The following is a 13998-nucleotide window of genomic DNA, read 5'->3' on the forward strand; positions in this document are numbered from 1 at the left end:
ATCATCACGAAGATTCTCCCGCCAATGCGCCAAACAGGATGACGGCGGCCGTGGTCGCGGGCGCGGCCTGCGTGAGCTCTTCGGCGAGCCTTGCGATCGTGGTCCGGACGAGCCGCTCATCGACGCGGCCCAGGGATTCCGCAAACAGCGCTGGCGTTTCCGGCGAAAGACCATGCGCGATCAGCTTTGCGGCCAGATCCGGAAACGTGCGCCGGCCCATATAGACCACCGTCGTCGCGTCCGGGTCGGCCAGCGCCGCCCAGTTCAGATTTTGCGGCAACTGTCCGGTCACGTCGGCCCCGGTCACGAACTGCACCCGGCGCGCGGTGTTTCGCCGGGTCAGGGGGATGCCGGCTTGGGCCGCCGCGACGCAGGCCGAGGTGACGCCGGGCACGATCTCGTAGCCGATCCCCGACGCCCGAAGCGACTCGATCTCCTCCTCGAGCCGGCCGAAGATGCCGGCATCGCCGGATTTCAGCCGCACCACGCGCGCGCCGGTCGCCGCATAATCGACCAGCAGGCGGTTCACGTGCTGCTGCTTGGTCGAGGGCCGGCCGGCGCGTTTTCCGACCGCCACCAGATTGGCGCCGGGCCGGGCCAGTTCGAGGATCGCGCCGGACGCGAGATCGTCATAGAGCACGACGTCGGCCCCGCGCAGCCGCGCGGCGCCCTTGAGCGTCAAAAGCCCGGGATCGCCGGGACCGGCGGAGATGAAGGAGACGAAGCCGCTCACCGGTCCTCCGCAATCAGGTGAAAGAAAGTACCCGTCGCATGCCCGCGCCGCGATCCTGTCTCCGCGACAACAGCGCCTGTCGCGTCACGCACGATCGCAAGCGGTACATCAGGCTGCGCGAGAATCGTCGAATAATGGAATTCATGACCGCGCAGGCGCGCGCCCGGCCGACGTCCCGGCATTGGTGCCGCGAGCTCGGCAAGACGATAGCCGAGATGCATGCGACGCTTGGCAAAGCTCGTCTCCAGGCCCAGGAGGCCAAGCATCTCGTGCCGCGCGCCGTCGGCATCGGTCAAGGTCGCGCCCATCACCATGTAGCCGCCGCATTCGCCATGGACCGGCCGCGTCTCGGCGAAGTCGCGCATGCGCTCGCGAAAGCGCGTATTCACTGCGAGCCGGCCGGGATGCAACTCGGGATAACCGCCGGGCAGCCAGCACACATCGGCGCTTGCATCGGGTCCCTCGTCGGCGAGCGGCGAGAACGGCTGGATCTCCGCACCGGCGTCGCGCCAGGCCTCGAGCATATGTGGATAGACGAAGGAAAACGCGGCGTCGCGCGCCAGCGCAATGCGCTGGCCCGGCGGCGTGACGTTGAGCCCATTCGTGGCTGATTGCGCCAACCATGTGGACGCCGCGCCCAGCGCGGCATCGAGATCGACGTGCTCACTGACAAAGCGCGCCGCTTCATCGATCAGGGTTCCGATCTCCGCCTGCTCTTCGGCCTGCACCAGGCCGAGATGCCGCTTCGGCAGGCTGATCTCGGCATGGCGCGGCAACGCGCCGAACACCGCAATGCCGGCATCGTTCATCGCACGCCGCACGAGATCCTCATGCCGCGGGCTCGCGACGCGGTTGAGCACGACGCCGGCAAGGCGTACACCGCTGCGGAAATCCCGCAAGCCGGTCGCAATTGCAGCTGCCGTCTGCGCCTGGCCTGACGGATCAATCACCAGCAGCACGGGCCAGCCCATCATCTCCGCGATGTCGGCGGTGGCGCCTGTACCGGAGACGCCGCGCGCGGCAACGCCGTCGAACAGGCCCATTGAGCCCTCGGCCAGTATGAGATCGGCGTTCGCGCCGCGGCTGACGAGATGTTCGATGCTCGCACGATCCATCGCCCAGCTGTCGATGTTGACGGAGGCGCGTCCCGTGGCCGCCGCGTGAAAGGCGGGATCGATGTAGTCAGGGCCGCTCTTGAAGCACTGCACCTTGAGGCCGCGATCGCGATAGGCGCGTGCGAGCGCCAGCGTCAGCGTCGTCTTGCCGACGCCGGAAGCCGGCGCGGAAATGACGAGACCTGCCGCCATCACGATGCCTCCGGAAAGCGCGGCGCCGGTCCGACCGGCCGGTAGCGGCGATCGTAGTCGGCGGCGTAAAGACGGCTCTCGGAGAACTCCTCCGAGCCGAGTGTTTTGCCGACCAGGATGAGCGCGGTACGTTCGAGCTCGGCGCCGACGGCCGCATCGAGCGTGGCGAGCGTAGCGCGGACGATGCGCTGGTCCGGCCAGCTCGCGCGCCAGACGATCGCCACCGGACAGTCCGCGCCATAGTGCGGCGTCAACTCGGCGATCACCTTGTCGAGCAGATGAATCGAGAGATGGATCGCGAGCACCGCGCCGGTCGCGGCGAACGCAGCAAGCTTCTCGCCATCTGGCATCGCGCTCGCGCGTCCCGGTGTCCGCGTCAGCACCACCGATTGCGCAAGCCCCGGCAGCGTCAGCTCGGCCTCCAGCGCAGCGGCGGCCGCCGCGAAGGACGGCACACCCGGTGTGACGGTGAAGGGAATGCCGAGCGCGCGCAGGCGGCGCAATTGCTCGCCCATCGCCGACCAGACCGAGAGGTCGCCCGAATGTAGCCGCGCGACATCCTTGCCTTCTCCATGCGCGTTGGCGATCTCGGCGATGATCTCGTCGAGCGACAGCGGCGCCGTGTTGACGATCCGCGCGCCCTTCGGGCAGTGCGCCAGAACGCCTTCTGGCACGAGCGAGCCCGCATAGAGGCACACCGGCGAGGCCGCGATCAGATCACGCCCACGCAAGGTGAGGAGATCGGCGGCGCCCGGCCCCGCCCCAATGAAATGCACGGTCATTCGCCGTCTCCCTCTGCAATCGCCGCGGTCGCGGTCCGGTCCTGCGAAACCACGCGCGTCGCAATCAGTCGCGCGCCACGGCCGGCGGCCGCAAGCGCGACGGCTTCCGCCACCGATCCAGTGCCGAACTTTTCCTGGATGAGTTTTGACTGCGTCGGCGTCGCGATGCCGGCGAGCATGTCGGCGGAAATGGCCTTGATCGGCACGTCGAATTCGCCCGCCAGCAACTTCAGCGCCGGGCTGTCCGCCTTGTCGCTGACTGTTGCAACAGCCGCGAGACCTTCCACGCCGCCCGCGGCGAGAAGTGCCTCGCGCAGCGCAGCAAGGGTAACGTCGCGCTTGAAGCCGAGCCCAGCGACTTTCATCGCGCCACGCTCCATTGCACGATCGGCCGCGCCGCGTCCCAGGATCGATAGCGTCCCAACGGGCCCGCATGCGCAATCTCGACCCGCATCAATTCGCCGCCATGGCGCTGGTTCAGCTCCACCAGCAACGTTTCCGTCTCCAGCGTTACGGCATGAGCAACCAGCCGCGTGCCCTGCGCAATCTGCGACCAGACGGCATCGAACATCGCGGCATCGAGGCCGCCGCCGATGAACACGGCGTCGGGCGTCTCCAGGCCCGCCGTTGCGCCGGGCGCAGCTCCTACGATCACGGCGATCCGATGCGCCAGTCCGAAAGCCGCGGCATTGCTGCGGATGTTCGCGGCACGATCCTCGCGCGCCTCGATCGCAATCGCCGCGCCGCCGCACAAGGCCCATTCCACCGAGATCGAACCCGAGCCCGCCCCGATGTCCCAGAGGCGTTCGCCCGGACGCGGCGCCAGCGCGGACAAAGCCAGCGCACGTATCGGCCGCTTGGTGATCTGACCGTCATGCAGGAAGAGATCGTCCGCAAGGCCGGAGCTGCGGGGAATCCCATTCGGTCCCCTCGCCTCCAGCGCGACCGCGACCAGGTCGCCAGGCTCGGCTGCATAGGCGTCCGCTTGGTGCGACCTGATACGCTCGCGCTGCCCGCCGAGCGCTGAGAGGGTCCGGAACGCCGACGCGCCCCAGCCTCGCTCCGTCAACCAGCTCGCGAGATCGCTGGCCGCCTTGCCGTCGCGCACGAGGCAGATGATCCGCGCACCATCTGCCAGATGTGGCACCAGACGCTCGAACGGCGCGGCATGGAGCGCAACGCATATGCAAGATTCGACTCGCCAGCCCAATCTCGCCGCAGCCAGCGAGAACGTCGAAGGCGCGGAATGCGCGATCCACTCGCCCGCTTCCAGCCTCTCGGCGAGGCTGGCGCCGGCGCCGTGCCAGAACGGATCGCCGGACGCAAGCACCGCGGTGGGCCGGCCACGGCAATCCAGAACGACATCCGCGTCGAACGGCACTGGCCACGGGCGGCCGCGATCGGTTATGCCTGCCAGCGCAAGATGGCGCTCGCCGCCGAACACGGTCTCGGCCCTGGCAAGCGCCTTTCGGCTTGCCTCGGAGAGGCCCGCGAGGCCATCTTCGCCGATACCGATGATGGTCAGCCAGGGATCAGCCATGACGCGCGCCCTCATTCTGGGCGGAACGAGTGATGCGAATACGCTCGCCGCGGAGATCGCGCGTGCCGGCGTCGATGCGATCTATTCCTATGGCGGTCGCACCCGCGCGCCCGCCGGTCAGCCGCTGCCGACCCGCACCGGCGGCTTCGGCGGCGTGAGCGGACTTGCGGACTACATCCGGCAGGAGGGCATCACGCATGTCGTCGACGCCACCCATCCCTTTGCGGCCGAGATGAGCCGCAATGCGGTCGCGGCCTGCACAGAAACGGAGACGCCGCTGGTCGCGCTCGAACGCGCACCCTGGGTTAAAGCGGCCGGAGATCACTGGATCGAGGTCGCGGATATCGCCGCCGCAGTCGCAGCCCTGCCCGAGACGCCGGCGTGCATCTTCCTCGCGATCGGCCGGCAGCATATCGCGCCGTTTAGCGAGAGGCCGCAGCACGCCTATACGCTCAGGTTCGTCGACCCGCCTGAGGGCGCGCTGCCGTTCGAAGCCGATGTCATCGTATCGCGCGGGCCGTTCACGCTTAAAAGCGAGCTGGAGATGCTGCAATCGCGCCGCATCGCATGGATCGTCGCCCGCAATTCCGGCGGCGATGGCGCGCGCGCCAAGATCGACGCAGGCCGCGCGCTCGACTTGCCCGTCATCATGATCTCGCGACCGCAACTGCCCGAGCGGCCGCGGGTGGAAAGCGTGGTCGAGGTCATGGCCTGGCTCGGTCATCGGGCCTGCCTCGGCGCATAGACCCACCGGCCGACACGGCGTGTCTGCGAATTGCCGACGATCACGAGCGTGCGCATGTCGGCCATCTCGGGCGTCGCCTCGTTCAGCGTGACTGTCTCGATTCGCTCGTCCGGCGCACTGATCGCGCGGGCGAAGATCACCAGCCTTTCGCCGCAGCCCGCCTCCTTCAGCACCGCGAGCGCGCGGCCAAAACCTTCCGGCCGGCTCGCCGAGCGCGGATTGTAGAGCGCGATCGCGAAATCGGCCTCCGCCGCAAGGCGCAGGCGCTTCTCGATCGCCGCCCAGGGCTTGAGATTGTCGGAGAGATTGATCGCGCAGAAATCATGGCCGAGCGGCGCGCCAGCGCGCGCAGCCGCGGCCAGCATCGCGGTCACACCGGGCAGCACGCGGATAGGAAGCTCTCGCCATTGTGGCGCCTGTTCAAGCGCCTCGAACACGGCCGACGCCATCGCGAACACGCCGGGATCTCCCGAGGACACCACGACGACGCTTCGTCCCTCGGCTGCGAGACGCAGCGCCTCGCTCGCACGCTGAAGCTCCACGCGGTTGTCCGACGGATGCAGCGTGAGACCATCGCGGGCTGCGACGCGCGCGACATAAGGCGCGTAGCCCACCACATCAGTCGCAGCCGCGAGCGCTGCGGAGACTTCCGGCGTCACCAGCGCCTCGTCGCCGGGCCCAAGTCCCGCAATGGTCAGCGTTCCCGTCATTCGCCCGCGTCCATGCGCCGCCCCCGCCCGTGCACCAGCACGATCGCGAAATAAGGACAGTCGGATTCGTCGATCTCGGCGAGCCGCGCAACGCGCTCGCCCGGCATGGTGCCGCGCTCGACCAGCCAGGCATCGTCGAGCCTGCCGGCCGACGCAAGGGCACGCCGCACCTTCTGCAAATTGCGTCCGGTCTTCATGATGACAAGCGCATCGGAATTGCACATCCGCTGCTCAAGCTCGTCCTCGGCCAGCGTCCCCATCAGGACCGTCGTCACGTCGTCGCCGAGCGCGATCGGCTGGCCGATCGCGTTCCAGCAGCCGGCCATGCCGGGAATGCCGGCGATCACCTCGATCTCGACGCGCCCCTGCAGGCGTGCGTGCAGGTGCATGAAGGAGCCGTAGAAGTAAGGATCACCCTCGCAGAGCACGACGACGTCAACCGCGCGTGCCAGCCGCGCCAGCCGCTCAGCCCATTCGTCGTAGAATCCGGCGAGCAGGCGCACATATTCAGGACTATCGAACGCGATCTCGGTCGTAACCGGATATTCCATCGGATATTCGGTGACGTCAGCTGCGAGCATGGCCTCGACGATGCGCCGCGCCTGGCCCGGGCGGCCTTTCTTGCGGAAATAGGCAACGTGCCTTGCTGCCCGCACCTCACGGTCGGCACGCACGCTCATCAGGTCGGGATCACCAGGCCCAAGGCCGCAGCAGATGATACGTCCCATCTCTATTCGCTCCGGCTCGCCAGCGCATTCACGGCGGCAACGGTGATCGCCGAGCCGCCGAGGCGTCCCTCGACGGTCAATGCCGGCGCCGGCGGATTTGCCATCAAGGCCGCCTTGGATTCGGCCGCGCCGACGAAGCCGACCGGACAGCCGATGATCGCCGCCGGCCGCGGGCAGTCTTGGTCCTCCAGCATGTTGAGCAGGTGGAACAACGCGGTCGGCGCGTTGCCGATCGCGACGATCGCGCCTTCCAGATGCGGCCGCCAGAGTTCGAGGGCCGCCGCCGAGCGCGTATTGCGCATGGCCTGTGCAAGCGTCGGGACGGCAGGATCGCCGAGGGTGCAAATGACGGCGTTGCCGGCTGGTAACCGCGCGCGCGTGATTCCTTCCGACACCATGCGCGCGTCGCACAGGATCGGCGCGCCGTTCTCGAGCGCCGCGCGCGCGGCGCGCGCCATGCCCGGCGTGAAGCGGATATGGGCCTCGAGCCCCACCATCCCGGCGGCATGAATCATGCGAACGGCGACCTGCTCCTCGTCCGCGGTGAAGCGCGCGAGGTCCGCTTCCGCACGGATGGTGGCAAAGGACTGCCGATAGATCGCTGCGCCGTCGGTCTCGTACACGTGCGCCATCATCGCCCTCCCATCAGCACGGAGGGATTTTTGACGATCTCAGCGCTGCTCAGACCACGCAGCACCGGCATATCGCGGGTCGAGCCGCACCGCACGAGGTCAAATCCGTCGCGAGTTGCAACAAGTGTCACTGCTGCCGGACCGGAATGCGCGCAACCCTTAGCACATCCGGAGACATGAAGCCGTGCATCGGGCGCGATGTGCGGCGCGAGCGTGGCCGCGAGCGCGCGGGTGTCGGCATGTGCCTCGCGGCAGCGCGGCGCGCCGCTACAGGCGATCACACGCAACGCGGGATCGTCGGCCTCGGTGATGAGGCCTTCACCGCCCGGCATCTCGCGCAAGCCCTCCGCCAAAATCATCCGCCACGGCGTCATCCGCAGCGCCGGCGCGCAGGACGCAAGATGAGTGAGCGCCGCATGCGGCAACTGGCCGAACGCGACACCCAAGATCGCGCCGTGCGGATAAAGACCAGGACGTGGCCCAACTGCCGCTGCCGCGGGCTCGGCGTCGCCGCGCAAGCCTTCAGGCAGCGTCGCGCCGGCAGCGATATGCGCCGCCATCCGCCCTCGCCCACCCTTGGCTCCGCCGGATGCCATGAACCACTCTGCCAGTGCTAGCGCCGCGGCCACAGCTTCTCCGCGCGCAGCGGTGCGACCGAGCTCCGCACCATCAGCGCGCACGACAAGTTCACCAGCGCGATCGCGCTCGATCCGGACGTCCGCGGATGCGCCGGCCAGCAAGCGCTCGCGCCCATCATCAATAGCAAAACCGAACTTGGTCGGAAGATCGAGCGCGCTGTCGGCAAGGGCCTGTTCGAGTTCACCGGCGAGCAAGCAGGTGTCGTCGCCGACGTTCCAGAATGGCGTCACCAGAATATTGCGCCGCGATTCGGTCCCCGGATCGGCATCGAGCAGGCCCAACTGCGCGAGCCCGTCGAGCAGAGGCAGATGCGCCGTCTCGGTCACGCCCCTCACTTGAAGATTGGCCCGGCTGGTGACGTCGATCAGGCCATTGCCATGGCGCGCGGCAAGCTCGGCAATGCCGGCCGCCTGCGTCGCCGCAAGCCGTCCGCCATGCGGGCGCACACGAACCACGAGGCCATCGCCCGACAACATCGGCCGTAGCGCGCCCGGACACCAGCCCTTGATCGCGACCGCGCTCATGAGGCCTCCTTCAGCGCCGCCGCAATCGAGTTGCGGCGCGTCTTCCAGAGGGCGGCTTCGTGCAGTCGAGTGAAGCAGGTTTCGATCGCAGCCAATGCGGCCGGATTTTCCCGTGCCATGAACGCACGAACCTCGTCATTGCCGAGTGTCGCATCATAGTAGAGATCGAACAGATGCGGCGGCACGGCACCGGCAAGATGGGCGAATGCAGCCATGTGCTCGAGCGTCGCTGTGATCTCCGCCGCGCCACGAAAACCGTGGCGCATCATGCCGGCGATCCAGTCGGGATTGGCGGCGCGGGCGCGGACGACCCGCGAGATCTCTTCCGTCAGCGCGCGCGCCTGCGGCTGGTCGGGCCGCGTCGCATCGAGGTGATAGAGCGATGGCGCGGCAGCACCTAACTTGGCCGCCGCAGCCGCAACGCCTGCCTCATGCGCGGCATAGTCGGCGGCGAGCAGCAGGTCTGTCTCGGGCAGATCCTGCACATGGACGAAGGCGTCGGCAGCGGCGAGCCTCGTCTCGATGCCGGCGCGATTCTGCCGCATCTCGCCCTCTGATGACAACGACCAGGATGACGCCGATAGCCAGGCCTCGCCAGCCGCCGCACGTGAGTCCTCGGTGAAGACATCCGGTATCGAGGACAGGCCGACGCCATACTGTCCGGGACGCGGTCCGAACACGCGTGCGGCGCGTGTGCGATAGGGATTTTCGTCACCCTCGTCGTCGCGCGTCGAGAGCGCCTCGCTGGCCGCCTCGAACAATTGCGCGAGGCCCGCGAAGACGTCGCGGAACAGGCCGGACACGCGCAGCGTGACGTCGATGCGGGGACGGCCGAGCTCGGCCGGCGCGATAATGTCATAGCCGGTCACGCGCCCCGAGGCATGATCCCAGCGCGGCGCGAGGCCGGCGAGATGCAGCGCCATGGCGAACTCTTCACCGGCGGTGCGCATGGTCGCGGAGCCCCAGAGATCGACCACGAGTCCCTTCGGCCACTCGCCATGATCCTGCAAGTGACGGCGCAACAGTTCTTCCGCAAGCTTGATGCCTTGCGCATGAGCCGACGGGGTCGGCACGGCGCGGGGATCGACGGCGAACAGATTGCGCCCGGTCGGCAGCACGTCGTGGCGCCCGCGATAGGGCGAGCCCGCAGGCCCCGGCGCGACGCGCCGGCCGGACAACGCCGCGATGAGCGCGTCCCTCTCTGCTTCGCCACAAGTTCCACGACCGAACACATGCAGGCCGTCGCCGAACTGGCTCTCCTTGAGATCGCAGACGAAACGATCGATCCGCGGAATTGCTTCGGCCGGCGCAGCCGACGCGGCAAGACCGAGATCGGCGTCGAGGCCGGCGGCGCGTGCCTCGTCGCGGATCTCGGCGATCAGGCGTTGCCGGCGGGCGGGATCAAGACCGTCAGCGGTCGAATATTCGTCCAGCAGTTGCTCGAGCCGGCGCAAGGCCTCCGGCACCGCGGACTTCGCCAGCGGCGGCGGCAGATGGCCAATCGTGACCGCGCCGGTGCGTCGCTTGGCCTGCGCCGCCTCGCCGGGATCGTTGACGATGAAGGGATAGATGACCGGCAGATCGCCGATCAGCGCCTCGGGCCAGCAAGACGACGACAGCGCCACGGATTTCCCCGGCAGCCATTCCAGCGTGCCATGCGCGCCCATGTGCACGACGGCGTCCATGTCCCGCTGCCGGAGCCAGAGATAGAACGCAACATAGGCATGGCGCGGTGTGCGCGAAAGATCGTGATAGTCGGCATCACGGTGACTGACCTCACCGCGCTCCGGCTGCACCGCGATGATAGCCTTGCCGCTTTTGATCGCCAAGAAATGAAATTCGCCGCACCGGCAGCTTGGATCATTCTCCGGCGCGCCCCAGGCGCGCTCGAGGTCGTCCTGCAATGCCCGCGGAAGGCGGGAGAGCGCGGCTCGATAGTCGGCGACACTCCACGTCAAGTCTTGCCTCAGCAAGACATCGCCGAGCGCACTCAGCGGTTCGACGTCAAAGCCGGCCTTGCCGAGATCGGCGAGCAGCACTTCAACGGAGGCGAGCGCATCGAGCCCGACCGCGTGGGCAATCTGGTGCGGTCGACCGGGATAGTTGGAAAGCACGATCGCCAGCCGCTTCTCGCCCGCCGGCTCCTGCGCGAGCTTCTGCCAGGCCACCACGCGCGCAACGACGGCGGCGACACGCTCGTCATCCGGCCGATGCGCCAGGTGCGCAAACTGCAAGTCAGAATCGCGCTCGCCAGCCGACTTGAAGCTCACCACGCCCGCGAACACGCGGCCGTCGACCTCCGGGAGCACGACATGCATCGCCAGATCGCCCGGCGAGAGCCCGCGCAGAGAGTCAGCCCAGTCCTCGCGCCTTGCCGTGGAGAGCGCGACCTGGAACACAGGACACGATGCGGCATCGAACGGCGTCGTGCCGTCGTCGCCAACGGCGGAGAACGCGGTCGCATTGACGATAGCGGCGGGCGGATGCTGCGCAAAGTGCGCGCGCAGCCAATCGGCCACGCCCGGCGCCTTTAGTGAGGTCACGAACAACCCCCAGGCATCAAAGCCCCTCTCGCGGAGCATTGCGATTAGCGCATCGACCGGGGCAGTATCGGCGGCCGTGAGATAAGAGCGGTAAAAGGTAACGAGCGCACGAGGTTCTTCATCGGGATCAGGCAGCGACGCGACAACACCGCGCCTCGGCTCGTAGAAACCAATCTCGGGAACCTCGATCTCTCCAACCACTGGCCCGGCATAGAGACCCGAGGCCAGCGCAAGCTGGGCGATCGCGGCTTGTGCAGCGACCGGTCCGCCCTTGTCGCAGAGCACTTTCAGCCGCCTGAGCGTCGAGACTGGCAAGGTCGAGAACGCATCCAGCCGTTCATCATCGCGGCCATCCGCCGGCAACACGGCAAGCGCGATGCCGCGCTCCTTCGCCAGTTGCTGGAGCGCCGCGAGCCCGTAGGCCCAATAGGACTCGCCGCCGATCAGGCGCACCAGAATGCCGCGCGCTTGCGACAGCGTCCGCTCGATATAGGTGTCGACCGACAGCGGATGACGCAGCTCGGCCAGATTGGCGAGCCGCAGCGACGGCAGGTTTTCGCGGCCGCGCCGCCAGCCAGCCGCGAACGCGGCGAGATCCGAGTCCGAGAACGAGAGCACCACGAGATCGGCCGGATCCTGGCCGATGTCCCTTGGCGTCGCGGTCTCCTCCAGACCACGGCTCTCGCGGAAGACGACGTGCATCAGATGCCAAGCCCTGACATTCCAAGCCCTGCCTTGATCGCGGCCTCGTCGATATCGCCGTGCTCGCCGATCACGACCAGCCTGGATTGCCGGGGACGCAGGCCCCAGGGCTGATCGAACTGGTGCCGCACCCGCTCGCCAACCGATTGCAGCAACAACCGCATCGGCTTGCCCTTGACCGCGATATAGCCTTTTGCGCGCAGCACGTTCTGCTCGCGCGCCAGCCGCTGCACCGAGGCGATCAGCGCCTCGACGTCGACGACCTCAGGCAGATCGATCACGACGGAGTTGAAATCGTTGTGCTCGTGCTCGTCCTCGCCATCGTGATGCGAGGGACGCGCGGCGAGATCGTCTTCGGCCGCGGCTTCCAGGCCGAGGATCACGCGCAGATCGACCGCGCCGTCGACCACGGGGAGCATCGGCACCGGACGCGGCATCTCGGCGGATATCACCGCCTTCGCCGCTTCGAGCCCTTCCGCGCCCGCAAGGTCAGCCTTGGTGAGCAGCACGATATCGGCGCAGGCGATCTGGTCCTCGAACACCTCCGACAGCGGCGTCTCGTGATCGAGATTCGCGTCGGCCGCACGCTGTGCCTCAACAGCATCCGGGTCCGGCGCGAAGCGGCCGGCCGCGACCGCCTCGGCATCCGCCAGCGCGATCACGCCATCGACCGTGATCCGCGAGCGGATCTCCGGCCAGTCGAACGCTTTCAGCAGCGGCTTCGGCAGGGCCAGCCCCGACGTTTCGATCAGGATGTGGTCCGGCCTCACCCGGCGCGCGAGCAGTTGCTCCATCGCCGGAATGAAATCGTCGGCCACGGTGCAGCAGATGCAGCCATTGGCGAGCTCGACGATGTTCTCCTCCGGACAATTGGCATCCGCGCAGGATTTCAGGATCTCGCCGTCGACGCCTTCACTGCCGAACTCGTTGACGAGCACCGCGAGCTTTTTGCCGTTGGCATTGGTGATCAGATGCTGGATCAGCGTCGTCTTGCCTGATCCCAGAAAGCCCGTGACGACCGTGACCGGAACTTTTGCGAGCGTGTTCATTCGGCGGCCTCCGGCACGACGGCGATGGGGGGAATGCGGGCAAGCGATTGCTTGCGAAAGATTTCGGGACGGCTGCGCCATGGCACGATGCCGTCGGGCGCAGCGGCGTAAGCCGAAGCGCCTGCGATCACGTCGCTCGCATTGGCATCCGACAGGCGGCCATAGACATAGGACCATCGACCGGGCGCGCTGAGCGCCACCGAACAGCCCTGGCTACAGGCCGACAGGCATTCGACGGGAACCAGGTTGACGCCCGCGGGTACGCCGGCGTCGAGGATCGCGGCATGAAGCCGCGCGCCGGGCGTGGTTTCGCCTTCGCCCAGCGTCTGGCCGGCGCGGCAGGTGATGCAAACGTGAAGTGTGACGGCCATCGCCCCTTCCAGGATATCTGCGGGAGGCGATGAGGCGCACGAACCGCTCGATGAGAGGGTCCGCTTCCCCGTCGCGGAACACCCCGTCCGCCGGTCCAAAACATTCGCGCTGGCAGGTCTCCCGGCTTGCGGAGCAGGGTTTTATCCCTTCGATCCCCGCCTTCCCGATCCCATGGGATCAGTGGCTTCGGGCATCTCTCCGGTCACGGTCGCGGGGGCGGCTGCTTTTCGAACACGAATCTTGCCGATTCGAGCCCTATCGCATTCCCTCTTCGCCTGTCGTAGGACAGGAACCAACGCCGGCCCACCATTTGCCCATGGCCGCCACTTGTCAAGCCGAAGGACCATTTCAGATGACGCCTGAACCGGATACCCCAGCGGTGGAGCAAACCGATGCCCGGCACGCCGCGAAAATGGCGAAGAAGAAGGTCGCCCGCGACAAGATCATGGCGACCAAGAGCGGCGAAAAGGGGCTGATCATCGTCCATACCGGCGCGGGCAAGGGCAAATCGTCCTCCGCCTTCGGCATGATCGTTCGCTGTGTCGCGCACGGCATGCCTTGCGCGGTGGTCCAGTTCATCAAGGGCGCCTGGGATACCGGCGAGCGGCGCCTGCTCACCGGGCATTTCGGCAATCTCTGCCAGTTCCATGCGATGGGCGAAGGCTTTACCTGGGAGACGCAGGATCGCGCCCGCGACATCGCAGCCGCGCGCGCCGGCTGGGAGAAGGCCAAGGAGCTGATCTCCGATGAACGCCTGCGCATGGTGGTGCTCGACGAGATCAACATCGCGCTGCGCTACGACTATCTCGACATCGGCGAGGTCGTCGACTTCCTGAAAACGCAGAAGCCGCCGCTGACGCATGTCGTCCTCACCGGGCGCAACGCCAAGGACGAGCTGATCGAGATCGCCGACCTCGTCACCGAGATGACGCTGGTGAAACATCCGTTCCGCTCCGGCATCAAGGCGCAAGCCGGCGTCGAGTTCTGAGACG

At 67.4% G+C, this 13998-nt stretch carries 14 protein-coding genes and 1 riboswitch; of the genes, 2 read left to right on the forward strand and 12 right to left on the reverse strand.

Going from position 1 to position 13998, the window contains the following annotated elements; genetic code table 11:
- Positions 1-4: 4 nt before the first annotated feature.
- From cobA to YUU_RS0103430, 5 genes are read right to left on the reverse strand one after another with little or no spacing between them, the layout of a single operon-like run.
- Positions 5-733: a uroporphyrinogen-III C-methyltransferase gene (gene cobA / locus YUU_RS0103410; protein WP_027521093.1), complete on the reverse strand. Its 729-nt coding sequence runs from the start codon at positions 731-733 to the stop codon at positions 5-7.
- Positions 730-2040 carry a cobyrinate a,c-diamide synthase gene (locus YUU_RS0103415; RefSeq protein WP_027521094.1) on the reverse strand — a complete coding sequence of 437 codons (1311 nt, stop codon included), beginning with the start codon at positions 2038-2040 and terminating at the stop codon, positions 730-732. The genes cobA and YUU_RS0103415 overlap by 4 nt, the downstream gene beginning before the upstream one ends.
- Complete coding sequence (gene cobM / locus YUU_RS0103420; protein WP_027521095.1) at positions 2040-2822, reverse strand: precorrin-4 C(11)-methyltransferase; 783 nt, start codon at positions 2820-2822, stop codon at positions 2040-2042. Before cobM ends, YUU_RS0103415 begins: the two co-directional genes overlap by 1 nt.
- Positions 2819-3187 carry a cobalamin biosynthesis protein gene (locus tag YUU_RS0103425; protein WP_027521096.1) on the reverse strand — a complete coding sequence of 123 codons (369 nt, stop codon included), beginning with the start codon at positions 3185-3187 and terminating at the stop codon, positions 2819-2821. Before YUU_RS0103425 ends, cobM begins: the two co-directional genes overlap by 4 nt.
- Complete coding sequence (locus YUU_RS0103430; protein ID WP_027521097.1) at positions 3184-4362, reverse strand: bifunctional cobalt-precorrin-7 (C(5))-methyltransferase/cobalt-precorrin-6B (C(15))-methyltransferase; 1179 nt, start codon at positions 4360-4362, stop codon at positions 3184-3186. The genes YUU_RS0103425 and YUU_RS0103430 overlap by 4 nt, the downstream gene beginning before the upstream one ends.
- On the opposite strand from YUU_RS0103430, the gene YUU_RS0103435 reads away from it, so the two are divergent.
- Positions 4361-5107, forward strand: a complete 747-nt coding sequence (locus YUU_RS0103435) for a cobalt-precorrin-6A reductase (protein WP_027521098.1) — start codon at positions 4361-4363, stop codon at positions 5105-5107. The genes YUU_RS0103430 and YUU_RS0103435 overlap by 2 nt on opposite strands.
- Here the strand turns inward: YUU_RS0103435 and cobJ are convergent.
- The 7 genes from cobJ to YUU_RS0103470 are packed head-to-tail and all read right to left on the reverse strand — an operon-like array spanning position 5083 to position 13005.
- Positions 5083-5817 (reverse strand): precorrin-3B C(17)-methyltransferase, encoded by a 735-nt coding sequence (gene cobJ / locus YUU_RS0103440; RefSeq protein WP_027521099.1) that lies wholly within the window; start codon positions 5815-5817, stop codon positions 5083-5085. The two genes, YUU_RS0103435 and cobJ, sit on opposite strands and share 25 nt — an antisense overlap.
- Positions 5814-6545, reverse strand: a complete 732-nt coding sequence (locus YUU_RS0103445; RefSeq protein WP_027521100.1) for a precorrin-2 C(20)-methyltransferase — start codon at positions 6543-6545, stop codon at positions 5814-5816. Before YUU_RS0103445 ends, cobJ begins: the two co-directional genes overlap by 4 nt.
- A 2-nt stretch (positions 6546-6547) precedes the next feature.
- Positions 6548-7177, reverse strand: coding sequence for a precorrin-8X methylmutase (locus YUU_RS0103450; protein WP_027521101.1), 630 nt, complete (start codon positions 7175-7177; stop codon positions 6548-6550).
- Positions 7177-8340, reverse strand: a complete 1164-nt coding sequence (gene cobG / locus YUU_RS0103455) for a precorrin-3B synthase (RefSeq protein ID WP_027521102.1) — start codon at positions 8338-8340, stop codon at positions 7177-7179. Before cobG ends, YUU_RS0103450 begins: the two co-directional genes overlap by 1 nt.
- On the reverse strand, positions 8337-11585 hold the full coding sequence (gene cobN / locus YUU_RS0103460; protein ID WP_027521103.1) for a cobaltochelatase subunit CobN: 3249 nt from the start codon (positions 11583-11585) through the stop codon (positions 8337-8339). Before cobN ends, cobG begins: the two co-directional genes overlap by 4 nt.
- Positions 11585-12634 carry a cobalamin biosynthesis protein CobW gene (cobW, locus tag YUU_RS0103465; RefSeq protein WP_027521104.1) on the reverse strand — a complete coding sequence of 350 codons (1050 nt, stop codon included), beginning with the start codon at positions 12632-12634 and terminating at the stop codon, positions 11585-11587. The genes cobN and cobW overlap by 1 nt, the downstream gene beginning before the upstream one ends.
- Positions 12631-13005 carry a DUF1636 domain-containing protein gene (locus YUU_RS0103470; RefSeq protein ID WP_027521105.1) on the reverse strand — a complete coding sequence of 125 codons (375 nt, stop codon included), beginning with the start codon at positions 13003-13005 and terminating at the stop codon, positions 12631-12633. The genes cobW and YUU_RS0103470 overlap by 4 nt, the downstream gene beginning before the upstream one ends.
- A 93-nt stretch (positions 13006-13098) precedes the next feature.
- A riboswitch (cobalamin riboswitch) is annotated at positions 13099-13318 on the reverse strand.
- A gap of 40 nt (positions 13319-13358) precedes the next feature.
- On the opposite strand from YUU_RS0103470, the gene cobO reads away from it, so the two are divergent.
- The gene (cobO, locus tag YUU_RS0103475; RefSeq protein ID WP_035661105.1) at positions 13359-13994 is read left to right on the forward strand and encodes a cob(I)yrinic acid a,c-diamide adenosyltransferase; all 636 of its coding nucleotides are present in this window, start codon (positions 13359-13361) and stop codon (positions 13992-13994) included.
- Positions 13995-13998 lie beyond the last annotated feature (4 nt).

Source organism: Bradyrhizobium sp. Ec3.3, from assembly GCF_000472925.1.
Taxonomy (GTDB): domain Bacteria; phylum Pseudomonadota; class Alphaproteobacteria; order Rhizobiales; family Xanthobacteraceae; genus Bradyrhizobium.

Excerpts from the sequence above, each read along its gene's own strand:
- YUU_RS0103415 (WP_027521094.1), bottom strand. The coding sequence starts at position 2,040 with ATGGCGGCAGGTCTCGTCATTTCCGCGCCGGCTTCCGGCGTCGGCAAG.
- cobM (WP_027521095.1), bottom strand. The coding sequence starts at position 2,822 with ATGACCGTGCATTTCATTGGGGCGGGGCCGGGCGCCGCCGATCTCCTC.
- YUU_RS0103425 (WP_027521096.1), bottom strand. The coding sequence starts at position 3,187 with ATGAAAGTCGCTGGGCTCGGCTTCAAGCGCGACGTTACCCTTGCTGCG.
- YUU_RS0103435 (WP_027521098.1), top strand. The coding sequence starts at position 4,361 with ATGACGCGCGCCCTCATTCTGGGCGGAACGAGTGATGCGAATACGCTC.
- YUU_RS0103430 (WP_027521097.1), bottom strand. The coding sequence starts at position 4,362 with ATGGCTGATCCCTGGCTGACCATCATCGGTATCGGCGAAGATGGCCTC.
- cobJ (WP_027521099.1), bottom strand. The coding sequence starts at position 5,817 with ATGACGGGAACGCTGACCATTGCGGGACTTGGGCCCGGCGACGAGGCG.
- YUU_RS0103445 (WP_027521100.1), bottom strand. The coding sequence starts at position 6,545 with ATGGGACGTATCATCTGCTGCGGCCTTGGGCCTGGTGATCCCGACCTG.
- YUU_RS0103450 (WP_027521101.1), bottom strand. The coding sequence starts at position 7,177 with ATGGCGCACGTGTACGAGACCGACGGCGCAGCGATCTATCGGCAGTCC.
- cobG (WP_027521102.1), bottom strand. The coding sequence starts at position 8,340 with ATGAGCGCGGTCGCGATCAAGGGCTGGTGTCCGGGCGCGCTACGGCCG.
- cobN (WP_027521103.1), bottom strand. The coding sequence starts at position 11,585 with ATGCACGTCGTCTTCCGCGAGAGCCGTGGTCTGGAGGAGACCGCGACG.
- cobW (WP_027521104.1), bottom strand. The coding sequence starts at position 12,634 with ATGAACACGCTCGCAAAAGTTCCGGTCACGGTCGTCACGGGCTTTCTG.
- YUU_RS0103470 (WP_027521105.1), bottom strand. The coding sequence starts at position 13,005 with ATGGCCGTCACACTTCACGTTTGCATCACCTGCCGCGCCGGCCAGACG.
- cobO (WP_035661105.1), top strand. The coding sequence starts at position 13,359 with ATGACGCCTGAACCGGATACCCCAGCGGTGGAGCAAACCGATGCCCGG.